This is a genomic window from Stenotrophomonas sp. YJH_SMC_4 (assembly GCF_059371575.1).
This window is the reverse complement of record NZ_JCAFUR010000006.1, coordinates 202,284-217,517: the sequence shown is the minus strand read 5'-3', so window position 1 is coordinate 217,517 and position 15,234 is coordinate 202,284. Positions and strand designations below refer to the sequence as shown.

The 15,234-nt window shown below is 66.4% G+C and carries 15 protein-coding genes; 2 read left to right on the top strand and 13 right to left on the bottom strand.

Annotated elements, in window-relative coordinates:
- Nucleotides 1–24 precede the first annotated feature (24 nt).
- Nucleotides 25–1,011, top strand: coding sequence for a TIGR03885 family FMN-dependent LLM class oxidoreductase (locus AC5P9F_RS12140; RefSeq protein ID WP_111118069.1), 987 nt, complete (start codon nucleotides 25–27; stop codon nucleotides 1,009–1,011).
- Here the strand turns inward: AC5P9F_RS12140 and AC5P9F_RS12135 are convergent.
- Nucleotides 981–2,567 carry an alpha-amylase family protein gene (locus AC5P9F_RS12135; RefSeq protein WP_088429704.1) on the bottom strand — a complete coding sequence of 529 codons (1,587 nt, stop codon included), beginning with the start codon at nucleotides 2,565–2,567 and terminating at the stop codon, nucleotides 981–983. The two genes, AC5P9F_RS12140 and AC5P9F_RS12135, sit on opposite strands and share 31 nt — an antisense overlap.
- A gap of 161 nt (nucleotides 2,568–2,728) precedes the next feature.
- Between AC5P9F_RS12135 and xth the strand changes: the two genes are divergently transcribed.
- Nucleotides 2,729–3,520, top strand: a complete 792-nt coding sequence (gene xth, locus AC5P9F_RS12130) for an exodeoxyribonuclease III (protein ID WP_012480366.1) — start codon at nucleotides 2,729–2,731, stop codon at nucleotides 3,518–3,520.
- On the opposite strand, the gene AC5P9F_RS12125 is transcribed toward xth, so the two are convergent.
- From AC5P9F_RS12125 to AC5P9F_RS12070, 12 genes are all read right to left on the bottom strand, one after another.
- The gene (locus tag AC5P9F_RS12125) at nucleotides 3,521–5,239 is read right to left on the bottom strand and encodes a sensor domain-containing diguanylate cyclase (protein WP_005413551.1); all 1,719 of its coding nucleotides are present in this window, start codon (nucleotides 5,237–5,239) and stop codon (nucleotides 3,521–3,523) included.
- A gap of 120 nt (nucleotides 5,240–5,359) precedes the next feature.
- Nucleotides 5,360–5,554, bottom strand: a complete 195-nt coding sequence (locus AC5P9F_RS12120) for a hypothetical protein (protein WP_005413550.1) — start codon at nucleotides 5,552–5,554, stop codon at nucleotides 5,360–5,362.
- Nucleotides 5,554–6,189, bottom strand: a complete 636-nt coding sequence (locus AC5P9F_RS12115) for a DNA-3-methyladenine glycosylase (protein WP_180881190.1) — start codon at nucleotides 6,187–6,189, stop codon at nucleotides 5,554–5,556. The genes AC5P9F_RS12120 and AC5P9F_RS12115 overlap by 1 nt, the downstream gene beginning before the upstream one ends.
- Before the next feature lie 72 nt (nucleotides 6,190–6,261).
- Nucleotides 6,262–7,221: a cation diffusion facilitator family transporter gene (locus tag AC5P9F_RS12110; RefSeq protein ID WP_076740035.1), complete on the bottom strand. Its 960-nt coding sequence runs from the start codon at nucleotides 7,219–7,221 to the stop codon at nucleotides 6,262–6,264.
- 69 nt (nucleotides 7,222–7,290) lie between these two features.
- On the bottom strand, nucleotides 7,291–7,875 hold the full coding sequence (locus tag AC5P9F_RS12105; protein ID WP_005409785.1) for an AprI/Inh family metalloprotease inhibitor: 585 nt from the start codon (nucleotides 7,873–7,875) through the stop codon (nucleotides 7,291–7,293).
- 210 nt (nucleotides 7,876–8,085) lie between these two features.
- Nucleotides 8,086–8,343 (bottom strand): hypothetical protein, encoded by a 258-nt coding sequence (locus AC5P9F_RS12100; protein ID WP_005409784.1) that lies wholly within the window; start codon nucleotides 8,341–8,343, stop codon nucleotides 8,086–8,088.
- Nucleotides 8,340–9,692, bottom strand: coding sequence for a membrane protein (locus AC5P9F_RS12095; RefSeq protein WP_005409783.1), 1,353 nt, complete (start codon nucleotides 9,690–9,692; stop codon nucleotides 8,340–8,342). The genes AC5P9F_RS12100 and AC5P9F_RS12095 overlap by 4 nt, the downstream gene beginning before the upstream one ends.
- Before the next feature lie 20 nt (nucleotides 9,693–9,712).
- On the bottom strand, nucleotides 9,713–10,852 hold the full coding sequence (locus AC5P9F_RS12090) for an SPFH domain-containing protein (RefSeq protein ID WP_062607140.1): 1,140 nt from the start codon (nucleotides 10,850–10,852) through the stop codon (nucleotides 9,713–9,715).
- Nucleotides 10,853–10,994: 142 nt separating this feature from the next.
- A complete protein-coding gene (locus tag AC5P9F_RS12085) occupies nucleotides 10,995–12,287 on the bottom strand; it encodes a transporter (RefSeq protein WP_065183549.1) in 1,293 nt (430 codons plus the stop codon).
- 46 nt (nucleotides 12,288–12,333) lie between these two features.
- Complete coding sequence (locus AC5P9F_RS12080) at nucleotides 12,334–13,083, bottom strand: hypothetical protein (protein WP_111173785.1); 750 nt, start codon at nucleotides 13,081–13,083, stop codon at nucleotides 12,334–12,336.
- A 12-nt stretch (nucleotides 13,084–13,095) separates the two neighbouring features.
- Nucleotides 13,096–13,800 carry a C39 family peptidase gene (locus AC5P9F_RS12075; protein WP_123958612.1) on the bottom strand — a complete coding sequence of 235 codons (705 nt, stop codon included), beginning with the start codon at nucleotides 13,798–13,800 and terminating at the stop codon, nucleotides 13,096–13,098.
- Nucleotides 13,801–13,899: 99 nt separating this feature from the next.
- On the bottom strand, nucleotides 13,900–15,216 hold the full coding sequence (locus AC5P9F_RS12070; RefSeq protein ID WP_005409778.1) for a FapB/FapC family functional amyloid domain-containing protein: 1,317 nt from the start codon (nucleotides 15,214–15,216) through the stop codon (nucleotides 13,900–13,902).
- Between the last annotated feature and the right edge of the window lie 18 nt (nucleotides 15,217–15,234).

Sequence of the window (15,234 nt, the reverse complement as noted above, 5' to 3'; positions counted from 1 at the left end):
TCCAGTCCCCGCACGGAATCCGTGATGACCATCGGCTACCACGCATCGCATGAGCAGTTCCCGCCCGCCACCTTGCTGGGCCTGGCGCTGCGCGCCGAACAGGCGGGATTCGAGGCCGTGATGTGCTCGGACCATTTCCATCCATGGACGACTGCGCAAGGGCAGTCCGGCCACAGCTGGGTGTGGGCCGGTGCGCTGGCGGTGCAGAGCGCGTTGACCCTGGGCATGGTGACCTGCCCGATGCTGCGCCAGCACCCGGCATTGGTGGCACAGGCAGCGGCGACGCTGGAGCAGCTGGCGCCGGGCCGGATCTGGCTGGCGCTGGGTACCGGCGAGGCCCTGAACGAGCGCATCACCGGCCAGCCGTGGCCAGCCAAGCGCGAGCGGCAGAAGGCACTGCGCGATGCGGCCGAGGTGATGCGGCGGCTGTGGGGTGGCGAGCAGGTCGACCACGACGGTGGCTTCCAGGTGCGCCAGGCACGGCTCTACAGTCGCCCGGCGCTTCCCCTGCCGCTGCTGGGTGCAGCGGTCACGGAGGAGACTGCACGTTGGATGGGGGGCTGGGCCGATGGTCTGATCACCATCAGCCAACCGCTGGCGCAGTTACAGCGTGTGGTGGCAGCGTTCGAGGCAGGCGGTGGCAGGGGCAAGCCGATGTACCTGCAGGCCAAGCTCTCCTACGCGCGCGCCGAACAGGCGGCGCTGGAAGGTGCGATGGAGCAGTGGAGTGCCAACGTGCTGTCGCCGGAACTGGCCGAAGGCCTGGACCAGCCCGAACAGTTTGAAGCACAGGCCCGATCGGTCAGCGCCGAGGTGGTGCGCCAGCACGTGCATGTCTCGGCAGACCTGGGCCAGCATCGGGCCTGGCTGCAGGAGCTGCAGGGACTGGGGTTCGATCGCATCTACCTGCACAACGTGAACCGCGAGCAGGAACGCTTCATCGACGACTTCGCCGAACACGTGCTGCCCGCGCTGCGCACTCAGGCACCTTCGGCAGCCAGCCACGTATAGCCGTGACCCTGCAGGTAACAGCGGCGACCCTGCAGTTTGGCGCCGTGGCCCACCAGCGTGTTCAGCGGGCCGCGCAGGGGCACGTCCACCTCCGCTGGCTCGTCGCCGAAGTTGATCAGTGCCAGTGCCTGATGGGGTGCCTCACCGTAGCGGAGCATCAGCAGCGCAGGTGAGGGCGGGTCGAGCGTGTGAGGACCCTGCTGCAGCACGGAATGTGCATTGCGCTGCTGCAGCAGCTCGCGCACCCGCAGCAGCAGTGAACCTGGCGTCGCGCGTTGCGCCTCGACGTTCACCGTGCGGTAACCGTAGGGGCCGTCTGCCGGTGGCGCGCGCCAGGCATGCCGCGGTTCGTCGGTGAACCCAGCCCCTGGGCCGTTATGCCAGTGCATCGGCATGCGCACGGCATTGCGTTCGGGCAGTTCCAGGCAATCACCGAGGCCGATCTCTTCGCCATAGCGGATCACCGGCACCTGGCCCAGCGACAGCAGCGCCGCCCAGGCCATGGCCTGCCATGCGATGTCGCCCTCCAGCATCGGTGCCAGCCGGCGGCGGATGCCACGGCCATAGATGCGCATGCCACGCTCAGGGGCGAAGCGTTCCATCACCGCTTCGCGCTCATCCGGCTCCAACTGCTCAAGGTCCAGTTCATCATTGTTGCGCAGCCAGGCAATGCGTGTGTCCGGCGGCGCGTGCGGGCCGTACTCGGCCATGACCCGCGCCACTTCGCTGGCATCGCCACGTGCCAGTGCGAGGAAGAAATGATTGTTGAGGTGGAAATCCAGCAGGTGCGAAAGCCGCCGCCCGTGGCACAGGAAGTCACCGTAGTGGGACGCGCGGACATCCGCTTCGCCGATCAGTGGCAGCCCTGGTTGCTGCGCGTCTGCCGTGGCGCGCATCGCCTCCAGCAGCCACAGCCCGTCGTCGCGCGGGTCGGCGTGGCGGGCGCGCTCGACCATGTACGGAACGGCGTCCACGCGGAAGCCGGCCACGCCGCGCTGCAGCCAGAACGTCATTACCCGCAGGAGTTCCTCGCGTACCGGCGCATGGGCCAGGTCGAGGTCCGGCTCGTGCCGGTAGAACATGTGCCGGTTGAACGCGCCGGCCTCGGCATCCCATGTCCAGACAGAGGCCTCGATCGGCGGGAACATCGGCTGCAGGCCGTCGTCAGGCATGTGGTCGCTCCACAGGTACCAGCGGCGCCAGGCCGGGTCGCCCTGCTGTGCGGCGACGAACCACGGGTGCGCGCTGGCGGTGTGCTGCATCACCAGTTCGACGATGATGCCGATGCCGCGCGCGTCGGCCGCATCGACCAGGCGCTGGAAGGCGGTCTCGTCGCCCAGGCGTGGATCGATGCGGTAGTGATCGGTGACATCGTAGCCGCCATCACGGCCGGCGTTGCAGTAGAACGGCAGCAGCCACACATGGCTGATGCCGAGCCACTGCAGGTAGTCCAGCTTTTCGGTGATGCCATCCAGGGTGCCCCAGCCGCGGCCTTGGCTGTCGCGGAACAGATACGGGTCGACCTGGTAGATCGCGCGCAGCGGACGCACCGCCATGGGGCTTCTCCGGCACTGTTCACGGGTGACCAGCCTGCTGTGCGCCGGGGCAGCGGTTCGTGAACCGAATGGCACCGCATCATGACGTGGCATCCACGGCCCGTGCATGCCCGGGCGCGCAGAGTGAATGCTCGTCCCGCTGCGCCGAGGAACCTTTATCCATGCCCCGCCGCAAAACGCTTCGTATTGCGACGTTCAACGTCAACGGCATCGGCACGCGCCTGCCGCAGCTGCTGGACTGGCTGCACAGGGAATCGCCGGACGTGGTTGCCCTGCAGGAACTGAAGGCGACCGACGCCGCGTTTCCCGCTGCGGCATTGGAACAGGCCGGCTACGGTGCACTCTGGCAGGGTGAGGCGCGCTGGAACGGCGTGGCGCTGCTGGCCCGGGGCACCATGCCGGTCGAGAGCCGCCGCCGATTGCCGGGCGAACCCAAGGATACGCAGAGTCGCTACCTGGAGGCGGCGGTGCACGGCGTCATCGTGGGTGCCCTCTACCTGCCCAACGGCAACCCGCAGCCCGGACCCAAGTTCGACTACAAGCTGCGCTGGATGGAACGCCTGATCCGGCATGCACGCAGCCTGGTCGAGCTGCCGCACCCGGCGCTGCTGCTGGGTGATTTCAACGTGATTCCCACAGACGCCGATGTCTATGATCCCAAGGCCTGGCGGCGCGATGCGCTGTTCCAGCCCGAGGTTCGCGATGCCTTCGAGCGGCTGCTCGCGCAGGGCTGGACCGATGCGCTGCGGAAGGTGCACGGCGACGCCACGATCTATACCTTCTGGGACTATTTCCGCCAGCATGCCGAGCGCGACCGTGGGCTGCGCATCGATCATCTGCTGTTGAATCCCGTACTGGCGGAACGACTGAAGGATGCGGGCGTCGACCGTTGGGTGCGGCTGCAGGAAAAGGCCAGCGACCACGCACCGGCTTGGGTGACGGTGCGTGCGTGATCAACGCGCGGCAGGGTCTTCGCGTCGCTCCCGACGCACGCGCGCGCGGGTTCGGTACAGGCGGCTGTCCGCCTTCTGGATGGTGTCGGCCACGGGCTCACCGGCCGTGTTGATGGCCGCGCCCATCGAGAACGCGCTGGGCGAAAGCGCGGCGTGGTCCTGGTACCAGTGCTCGAGTTCGCTTAGGCGGCCATTCGCTGGCGCGACCAGCACTACCATGAACTCGTCGCCACCCAGCCGTACCACGGTCTCGTCCTTGCCCAGCGGCGAGCGCAGGAAGGTGGCGAACTCGACCAGCACGGCATCGCCACGGCGGTGGCCCTGGGTGTCGTTGATGTGCTTGAAATGGTCCAGATCGAACATCACGCAGGCCCAGCGCTCGTCAATCAGTTCATCCAGCCGGTGCAGGTAACGCCGGTTGTAGCACTGCGTGAGCGGATCCTTGAAGGACATGTCGCGCAGCTGCTGCTCCTGCATCCTCAGCGCGGTGACGTCCTGTGCATGCCCCAGCACGTAGGGCGGGCTGGCTTCGTTGTCGAGCACGTTGTGGTACGCCCAGTAGTGGCGCGTACCATCGGCGGCAATCAGCTCGATCACGCCAGCGTCGGTGTGGTTTGCCTGGATCCGGGCGAGGTAGGCCCTGAAGCCTTCGCGTTTTTCCGGCGGCATCAAGTCACACAGGCTGCGCCCGATCATCTGGCTTTCCTCGAAGCCCAGTGACTGCACCGCCGCCGGATTCACCGAGGTCAATGTGCCGTCCAGCGTGTGGGTGCAGATCAGGCCCAGGCTGTAGTGGAACAGCCGACGGTAGCGGGTTTCGCTCGCTTCCAGCGCGTCCAGCGCGGCTCGTTCGTCCGTGATGTCCTGGATTGCCCCGACCAGGCGCGGATGGCCGTCGACCTGTTGCCGGCTGCCGACCACCCGGGTCCAGATCGCGCGCCCGTCGGCCGTGGTCATCGGCAGCTGTACTTCCCAGGATGTCCCCTCGTCGATGCAGCGCTGTACCGCCGCCTGGATGATATTGCGGCTGTCCTCGCGATAGAACGAGAGTGCGGTCTCCAACGTGGGCGTGAAGTTGCTGCGTACGCCATGCAACTGCTTGGTTTCCCGTGTCCAGCGCACCTCGTTGGTCAGCAGGTCCATCTCCCAGCCGCCGACCCGTGCGGCACGGTTGGTACGCTCCAGGAAGTCCTCACTGCGCTTCAGCTCGCGATGCAGCGCCTTGGCCTGGCCAACCTGCGCCATGAGGGTGCTGCGCTGTTCCAGCACCTGGGTAGTGACCCGAGCCAGATGCACCATCAGTTCACGCTGGGAGGGTGACAGCACACCGGGCATCGGGTCGAGCAGGCACAGCGTGCCGATGCGTGCGCCGTGCGTCGACCCCAAGGGAATGCCGGCGTAGTGGCGGATGCGCGGCCCACCGGTGACCAGTGGATTGGTGGAAAAGCGTGGGTCCTGGCGCGCATCGGGAATCTCGAACAGCTCGTCCTGGCGTATGGCATGGGTGCAGAAGGAGATCTCGCGGGCGGTCTCGCTGACGCCCTCCAGGCCGATGTTGGCCTTGAACCATTGGCGGTCTTCGGCCACCACGGTGATCAGGCCCATGGTCAGGCCGGTCGCGGCGCGGGCCGCGGCGACGATGGCATCGAACACCGGCTCCGGTGGCGTATCCAACAGGTGCAGTCGTTCGATTTCGAGCAGTCGTTCGGCTTCGTCCATGGCGCTTTTCAGGGCTGGGTGGCGAGGGCGGTTGCGGCGGCTGGCTGGCGCTACGCTAGTGCGCGCGCCGTTATGTATCGCCACGGCGGGGTGATGCCGATGTGAGGTGGGCGCGCCGGCTCAGTGCTGTTGGAGCGATGCCTGCAAGGCGGTGGCCAGTGCAGCGTCTCCGGATACCAGGTCCTGCCAGCGCAGTGTGATGCCCTTGCGCCGCCCCTTCTCAACCAGCTTGAGTCCCTCAGGGGCCACGGTGAGAGTGTAGGGTTGGCCGTCGATGTGCAGTTCGCGGCGCAGTGGCTTGTCGAGCGGGGTCATTATCGTTTCCTCGCTGGGGCGGAAGCGCGACGTGGCTGGATCGATAAGTGACGATGATCACGGATGTGCCAACGCCAGGGGAAATCAACAGCGCGGGTGATGCCGATGCGGGGCCCGACCACTGGATCCTCCGGCGGCGGCACGCCATCGCTGGCGATGACAATGCCGTGGTTGCCGGTCACCAGATCAGCGCCGTCGAAACTGCGGTCCAGCCCGAAGGCCTGCGAGAGCTTGCCGGGGCCGCTGGCCAGATCGTGATCCCGGCGCGCGGCGGGGCGCAGTTCGCGCATGCGCTCCAGGCCCACCAGCGGCTCGATGGCCCGCAGCAGCACCGCCACGCCTTCACCCACTTCGCCGCAGACAACGTTGCTGCCCCAGTGCATGCCGTAAGTGAAGTAGACATACAGGTGGCCGGCCTCGCCGAACATGCTGGCCGTGCGCGGGGTCTGCCCGCGATAGGAGTGTGCGGCCGGATCGACACTGCCCGCGTAGGCTTCGACTTCAACGATGCGACCGGCCCGGCCATCGTCACGGACGAGGAGTTTGTTGAGCAGCTCGGGCGCAACCTCGACGGGCGGGCGCCGATAGAAGCTGCGGGGGAGGATCTGAAGAGCGGCGGGCAACCAATCCGGCACGGTAGAGGCAGGCTCGGGAAAACGGTGATGGCACTGTGGCACCAGACAGGTGAAACGGGCGCAGACGCAGTGTCATTCCTGCGCAGGCGGAACGGCCAGTGCCGCGCGGCGGGAGGCATAGACCTCGGGTGTCTGCGGCTTGATGAACAGTGCCACCAGTTCCGGATACTCGCGCTTCACGGCTGATTCGATGCGGGTGATGCACGCCTCGATCTGCGGTGTCTTCCGGTCATCCTCGAACTCGGCGCTGAGCATGGCCACGACCTGTTCGGGGCCCATCTGCATGGTGGTCACGCCATTTGCGCGGCGCAGGTCCGGATCGGTTTCCGCCACGGCCATGATCCGCTCGGCCACGGCCGGGTGGGCCGGCTCACCCACCAGCAGTCCCTTGGTTTCGCGTGCGAGAAGAAAGGCGGTGGCGGCAAGCACGCCAGCGATGCACAGCGACGCCACACCATCAAGCACCGGCATGTCCAGGACCTGGGCAGCCGCGAGCCCGATCAGCGCGAAACCCAGGCCCAGCAGGGCCGCGCTATCCTCCAGCAGCACGGTGAAGGTGGACGGGTCCTTGCTGCGACGGAAGGCTTCGAAGTAGCCCAGTTTGCCCTTGGTACGCCGGAACTCCCGTAGCGCGATCCACCATGAAGCCCCCTCGAACAGGATGGAGATGCCCAGCACGCTGTAGCTCAACGCGTGGTTGGTGGCCGGCTCCGGCCGGCGGATGTGCTGGATGCCCTCGTAGGCCGAAACACCGGCGCCGGCGGCGAACACCAGCAGGGCGACGATGAAGCTCCAGAAGTACAGCTCGCGGCCGTAGCCGAACGGATGCACGGGGTCTGGCGCCTTGCCGGCGCGGCGCAGGCCGTACAAGAGCAGGAGTTCATTCAATGTGTCGACCAGCGAATGCACGCCCTCACTGAGCATGGCCGAGCTGCCGGAGATGCCGGCAGCGATGAACTTGGCGATGGCGATGGCCAGGTTGCCCGCGAGGGCGGCGTAGATGACCAGACGGGAACCGGTGGGAGCGGACATTTCGGCGGCGGGGTGAGGCGGATTCCTGATCTTCCTGATCAGCGCGTGCCTACTGTGTGCACGGTGCGATCAGCGCCCCTTGGGATTGAGGTACAAACGCGCCCCATCCGATTCACGGTAGCCCGTCCAGCGCCCACCGCCTGACGCGCGGAAGCGCCCGAACACGGTGTTGCTGGTGTCGGTGAGCAGCAGCTGATTGCCCGACAGTACCCAACGGTTGGCCGAGAAGAAGCCATCCGGGCAGCCGGCGGGCACGTAGGCACTGTAGCCGCCGAACCACTCGATGTTCTTCAGCTCGATGGAGCAGGTGTTGCCGTTCTCCTGGCCCAGCGTCCAGCTGCCGAACAGATCGCTGTCGCGCACATCGCGGCCGCCACGGTGGCGGTCGTGGCCCCAGTCGTCGTTGTCGTCGTGGAAACCGAAGCCCACGTCGATCTCTTTGCTTTCGCTGCGTGACTCGGACTGCGAGCTGCCGCTGGTGATGGTCTGGGTGGTCACCGCGCCACTGCTCTGGGTCTGGGTGCTGCTGGATTGCGTGGTCTGGTCGGTGTGGGTGGTCTGTTCGCCGAAGCCGAACGAGGCGTCCTGGGCAAGGGCGGGCAGGGCCAGGAAGTACAGCGCCGGCAGGCAGCTACGGGCAAGCAGGGCAGCCATCGCAGGATCCTCGGAAGGGGAGCCGCGCGAGTATCGAGCCGGTGGGGTGGGAGACGGTGTGAGGGCGCGCCCTGAGGCAAGCCAACCAGGAACAGGTGCTGTCCGCCGAAGGGTAGTGCCGGCCGCTGGCCGGCTCCCCTTTGACGCCCAGAGTCCGAAGGAATGCCGGCCAGCGGCCGGGCACTTCCCGCAGCCAGGCATGGCCTGGCGCTACGGGTCGGGTTTCACCCTCACCACCCGTTTCCGGTACTCGTACACGTTGTCACCGCGGATGCGCTTCTCTTCGGTGCCGGTGACCCGGCCCACCTGCTGGTCTGAACCGGTCACGGGCTGTGCCTCGATTTCGGTCTCGTGCTCGAAGGAATGCGATTTGTCGGTGTTGCGGTAATAGCGGTACAGCGCCCAGTACAGCGCGGTTGCGCCGGCTGGACCTGCCGCCAACAGCCAGAGGCCACTGTCGTCGCTCATGTCGATGCTACCAGGAAGGCAATTGCGAGGGCTTCAATGACGGTGCCGGTGGCCAGTGCCGCCAGCAGCATCTTCCATTGCTGCACGGGCACGCTGCCCATGGTTTCGCCGGTACGGCCGTTCACCGCGATGTAGTGCAGCATGCCGCCGTTCTTTCCGGGCTGGTGGTAGGAGTACAACCACACCGGCAGGTACATCGACACCCAGCGGGTGCCATGCACCTCCAGCTGTTCCTGCTCCCAGCGCACGCCACGGTTGTAGCGCTTCACCGAACCTTCCACCTGCGCGCGGGCAATCGACAGTAGCTGGTCTTCCAGCCGCGGCCGCAGCTTTTCCACATCCAGGTTGCGCTTCTCCGAAGTGAAGCCGGCCAGATAGGACGCGTTCCACTTCACCGCGTTCTTGGTGTCGAACGGCAGGATGGTGTTGATGATGTTGTTGGTGTTGGCGCGGGTGTCCAGATTGCCGCGCTCGGCCGAGGATTCCAGCGGCAGGTCATCAACGGTGAAATCGACCTGGCGTTCGACCTGGTAGACATCGGCGTCGTAGAGGGTGCGCTTGTTCTTCTCGCTGCCCACCGTGTACTCGCGCGTCTTGATCTCGCCCTTGCCGGCCACGGCCGCGCTGACATTGCTGTCGACGATCATGTAGGGGAGGAACACGCCCACCACGTTTTCCGGGGTGAACTGGTCCTTGAACGCTTTCAGCGCGAACATCCGGCGCTTGTCGACGAACTGGCGGATGCGCGCGACCGCGTCGTCCTTCTTGATATGGAAGGGCAGCACTGCATCAGGTACCGCGCCATTGCTGATCTGTTCATTGACGCCGAATACGTGGCGACACCAGTGGCAGCGCGCCGTCATCGTGCTTTCGGTATTGACCGTGACTTCGGCGCCGCAGCCGGTGCACTTGAACGTCATCAACGCCGAGGTGTCGGCATCGATGTCGCGTGCGCCGGACGCGATGACGGTGCCGCGCAGCTGGTCGATGGCTTCGCCCAGCCCGAATTCCTCCTCGACCCGCGCGCCATGCCATTCGTGACGGCAGTACAGGCAGACGAGGATGTCGGTGCCGGCCTTGGGCCGGATGTCGGTGGCGCCGCACTTCGGGCAGCGGTTGAGGCCGTCCTTCAGCTCGCTGGCCGAGGTATCGATGGCCACGGGATCGGGCGCTTCCACTTCATCGCGGATCGCCTGCGGCAGCTTCGAGGTGTCCAGCGGGAAGCTGCCGGGCAGGGGAGGGACGTCCTGCGGCGAACCGGGCCCATCCAACGACGCCGCCGGCAAGGGCGGCGGCGTCGCGGGCGCGGATCCGGGCAGCGGCGGTGGGCCGTTTCGGGGATCGGACATGTCGGTTGTGCGTCCTGCTGTTACAGGCCCAGTGCCTTGGCCTTGAGCGCGTCGTAATCGCTCTGGGTGATCAAGCCCAGGTCCAGCATTTCCTTGGCCTTCTTCAGCTTGGCGACCGGATCGTCGGCAGCCGGGGTGACCGGCTGCTGCATGCCGCCGACACCGAACATGCCCGAGGCCATGCCGACACCGACCAGGCCCGCCGCACCGCCGTTCTCGCCGGCCGACTGGATGCCCTGGGCGACGCTGGCCTGCAGGTTGGAATTGCCGCGCGAACCGGACAGCGCATCGGCGCGCTGCACGGTCTTCAGCAGTTCGCGGGTGTTGGCGTCGTACTCGATCGAGACGATGGCGGTCTTGACGATGGCCAGGCCGCGGTCGGACTTCCACTGGTAACCCTGCTCGACGGCGGCCGACAGGCTCTGCGCGAAGCCCAGCGAGTCCTGCTGCAGCTTGGTGATGCGGTTGCCCTTGCCCGGATCGTTGGTATACAGGCTGAAGGCCGGGGCCAGCGAACCGACCACTTCATTGAACAGCTGGCTGGCAGCGGCGTTGTCCAGATCGGTGAAGTCGAACACCTGGCCCGGCCGCAGGTAGCTGGCCGGTACGAAGTTCTTCACGAACAGGATCGGGTCGACGATCTTCAGCGTGTACGAGCCGCGGGTGATCGCACCGACCTGGGTATTGAGGAAACCGTCGTCCCAGTAGATTTCCGACTGGGTGCCGAAGCGGTTGTCCGGCAGTTCCTTCAGCGAGACGAAGTAGGCCGCCTGCTGCGCGCCCGGCTGGCCGCCGAACTTGAAGCGTTCCCAGCTCTGCTTGATGAAGGTGCTGACCAGGCCGTCGCCGGCGAAGATCGACTGCGAGTTCAGGTCGTCCGAACGCCATTCGTAGCCACCCGGTTCGGCGACGAATGCGGTGATCGCGCCGTCCTGGAACAGCAGCAGGCCGTAGCCTTCCGGCACGATGATCTTCGAGCCGTTGGTGATGATGTTGGACGAGCCGCTGGTGTTGGAGCCGCGGCCGGCATTGGTGCCCTGCGGCACCGCCGCGAACAGGGCGGCCGTGGACGGCAGGCCCGCCGGCACGGTGTAGAAGTCCTTCCACTGGTCGGCCAGCACACCGCCAACCGCACCCTTCACCGCCTGTACCAGACCCATGTCCAACTCCCTGTGATTCGAGGGCAGGCACCATGCCTGCCGAGCTGGACTGAATATAGCAGCGGGCAGGGACCGCTGTGGTGCCGGAAGATGAATCCGGGCCATGCCGATGCACGGCGCAGCGCCGTGCCTGGCGCTGTTGCTACAACATGTACGGAATCTTGAACGCCAACGTGAAGTCCGGCGCATCCGGGGTCAGCCCGATGCCCAGCAGCGTCACCAGCGTGGTGTGCTGGTTCAACGCATAAGTCACGCCCAGGTTCAGGGACGCCGCATTGGCATCACTGCCGATCACCTTCATCCACTTGCCGCCCTCGAAGCGGGTGGAGGCGCGGGCGCTGATGCGGTCACTGAAGGACAGGCTCAGGCTGGTCCGCTCGTTGAACGCAAAGGCCACGCCTGCGCCGAAGTACACCGAGCCACCCAGCTTCACGTCGCCCGGATTGACCGTGTCCGGATTGCTGTCGATGTCGTTGAATCCGCGCGGGATGGAGTGCACATAGCCGATATTGGCGAACAGGATGGCCGGGTCGGCGGTCTTTACCATCGACAGGCCGAGGTTGGCCTGCCATACGCCGTTGCCGGTGGGCTGCTCGCGCGGCACGGCGAAGCGGATGTAGTCATCGTCATCGCGCTCGATCACCTTCCAGTCCAGGCCGTAGGGTGCGCGCCCGGTGGGGGCGGTGACGCCGGCCGTGAGCACGGTCTCCGGGCGCCAGCCGCGTTCGCCGAACAGCCGGTAGTTCGCGCTCAGGCCAATGTCGCCCAGGCCGTTGCCGTTGGTCTGCTCCTGCGCGATGGCGGCTGCTGCACCGCCGGCGCCGCCTTTCTGGTACACGGTGCGCCGCGCCAGGTAGGGCACATCCAGGTTGAGCGTCAGGTTCGGGCTGACGCCCCAGCGGGCAGCCACGTTGTAGGTCAGTGAGTCGGACTCCACGTTCTCGATGGCGATATTGCCGAGGAAGATCGCGTCCAACGCGAGGAAGCCGTTGAGGGTGAGCTGCTTGCGGTCGTAGCGTGCGTAGGTGAGGCTGTTCTCGATGGTGAAGCGGCGCGAGAACAGGGCCGATTGCTGCTGCTTCACATCGTCCACGCTGCGCCGCGACTCCTGCCTGGCCTGTTGTGCTTCTGCGGCGGTACTGGCGTAACCCTCGCTGCTCGGTGGAACCGCGGCGGCCGCTGCCTGCGCCAATGGCGCGGCCGGTGGGGTCGAGGCTGGGCCAACCCGCCCGCCCAGGCGCGCCTGCATGGCCTGCACCTGCATGTCCAGCTCGCGCAACCGCCGCACTTCCTGTGCGTAGTTGGCCTTCAGCTGTTCCAGCTGGTTGGCCAGGGCCTGCACGTCGGCGCCATCATCCGGCGTCGTCGGTGCGGCAAGGGCGGTGCCCGCCAGCGCCGCCAGCGCCAACGGGGTGATCCTCATCAGGGTGTGCATGATCGTGTCCTGCGTTGTGGAGCGTTTCCCCCAATGCCAGGCCTTGCTACTGGCCCGGCCCCATGCCGCGGTTCAACGCAATCGCCTGGGCCACGTTCTGGCTCAATGGCAGGTTGCCGCCCACGGCGTTGCGCACCAGCTCCAGCTGCAACTGGTTGCTGGCGATCTGGCCGTCACCGGCGAGGGCGATGCCCTGGCCGACGCTGCCATTGCGGATCCACTGCTGCACCAGCCCCTGGCCATCCACCTGCAGCAGCAGGCGTGCCTGGTTGCCTTCCAGCACCGCCGTCGCGCTGGCGCCGCCCTGCTGCGCACTGACATTGCCTGCGCCATCAGAATGAGCCGCCGGCACGTCACCCTCGCGAACCGTCAGCGTGGTGACGTTGCGCGCGAGATTGCCATCGCCGGCCACCTGCACGCTTTGCACCAGGCCGCTGGCGTTGGCCAGGCCGCTGCTGTCGATGCTGCGTCCGTGGGTATCGGGCAGCGGCGCATCGGCTGCCGTGACATGCACGCTGGGCTGGAAGCTGAGTTTCGGCGCGCCACCGCCACGGAAGTCCATGCCCAGGGTCAGGCCGCCCTGCAGGGTCGTGCCGTTGCTGGCCTGCCACTGCGACACCATGGTGACCCCGAACCAGGCGACGTTGTTGCCGCCCACGGTGTAGCGCCCCCGCATCAGGCTCAGCTCCGGATCGGGGATTTCCGTGAGGCCACGCCCGGTCCTGCCGTCGGCGGCCTGCAGGGGCAGGGCAGGGGCCATCAGCAGCAGAACCATCCATACGTGTTGGCGGAACATGGTCATACCTCCTCAGAACAGGTCGGCGTGGCTGAAGCCGAAGTCGACCAGTTCGGCATCGGTGATCGGCCCTTGCCGCGCGAAGAGCGCGCGGGCACTGGGCCGTTCGCTGGGTTGCAGAAGAGCGGTGTTGCGATCGAAGTCGCTGCCGATCACCACGAAGACCGCGCGCGATGGCCAGGCGGCCAGGAACTCTGGCAGCGCCAGGCTGCGGTTGCCGAGGATCGGGTCAGCCACTTCCACGATGCCGTTGCGCACCTGCTTGAGCACCACGAAATGGCGGAAACCGCGCACGTCCATCAGCGCCAGTCCCGGCACGCGAAGGGTGCGCAGTCGTGTTTCATCGATGCGGTAGCCCCGGCCACGCATGCCCAGCGATTCCACGTAGCGCTTGATGTCGAGCAGGGAGAAGCCGCGTTCGGCCACCAGCGCTGGATCGGAAACCCCCATCATCCCTTCAATCACCGTCGCCTCGTCGGTCTGCAGGTGGTAGGCGTGGCGAAGGATGGTCGCCAGCGCCGCAGCCCCGCAGCTGTAGTCGGTGTGCTGGCGTACCACGTTGCGGTAGCGCCGCTCCTGCATGCTCTCCACCTTCTGCTGCAGCAGCGCTCCATTGGGCAGTACGCCACTGAAGCGCACGTCGCCCGCCCACGCAGGAACAGTGGCCAGCAGCAACAGGCAGGCCAGCAGGCACATCGAAAGACGGCAACGGATCATCACGGTCTCCGGCAGCAGGGGGGAGCCCCTGCCCCAAGGGGGAGGAGGGACAGGGGCTCCCGGGAACCCGGCCATTGGCGGACGGCCGGGGTGTTGCGCTTACTCGCCGCTGCCACCACCGCCGCCGGTGCTGGGCTGGGCGACTGCCAGGGCCAGGCTGTTGGCCTGCAGGTTGCCGGTGCCTGCAGCCACGTTCACGCCGATGTTGCCGGAGGCGCCGGAGAAGGCGCTGCCGGACAATGCCGAGGTGTTGGTGGCGTTGACGTTCACCCAGCGCGTGGTGCTGACCGTGCCGCTGAGGCTGGCATACAGGTCGGCCACGCCCAGTTCGACGAACTGGCTGGTGCCACTCTCACGCGTATCGAAGCCCAGGCCGCCCACCCCCGGCCGGTTGGGGTTCATCGTGGCGTTCTGGATCTGGTTGTCCAGGTCGATGTGGCCGGTGCTGTTGCCACCAGGGTGTGGCAGCTCGCCACTCCACGTATCCAGGTAGTAGTTGGCCATCTGGTAGGCGTTGCCGGTACCGCGGTAGGTGCCCGCGCCATAGGCCAGGGTCAGGCCGCTGACGCCGCCATGCATGCCGACCTGCACGGTATCGGTGTAGGACTGCACGAAGCCGGCGTTGCTGACCGTGTTGCCAGTGGAGACCTGGTTGGAGCTGATGCTCGACTGGGCCACCGCGGTGGTCGCGACCGAGGCCGCGAGCGCGTTCTTCTGCTCGTTGTTGTTGCCCGAGGCGATGTTCACGCCGATGTTGCCGGACGCGCCGCCGAAAGCGTTGCCGCCAAGACCTGCGGCGTTGGTGACGCCGGAGTTCATGGTGGCGTTGCCGAAGCCGGCCTGGTTGACGAACACCTCGGCGTCAGCCATGCCGAAGCTGAAGGACGCATCGGCAGCGGACAACGACGCGGCATTGTCCTGGGCATTGTTGTCGCCGGAGACCACATTGAAGCCGAGATTGCCCGATGCGCCGGCACCCACGCTGTCACCGATGGACGCACTGTTGGTGACCAGGCTGTTGCTGGTGGCGTTGTTGCTGATCGACTGGCGGTTGTCGATCACGGCAATGGCCGCCGAGTCGAGGTCGATGTCGCCGGTGATGTTCGGATCGCCGGAGAAATTGATGTCGGTGCTCAGCCGCAGGTCCTTCTCCAGGTTCACGTCGACGCCGTGGTTGTTCTTCTCCTTGCGTTCGTCGGCCTGGATGTTGCTGTGCTTCTGCACATTGACGTTGACGGTGCGGTTGCGCACGTCGTTGTCGGTGTGGTTGTGCGTATCGTTGCGGGTTTCGCTGACGGTGTGGTTGTGGTTGATGTTCGCGTTGGCGTTCTGGTTGTCCCAGCCATTGGCCGCAGCGGCGGTCGAGGCAGTGGCAATCGCCATGGCGAGCATGGTCTGTTTGACGGTCGCTTTCATGGTGCCCTCTCTCTCATC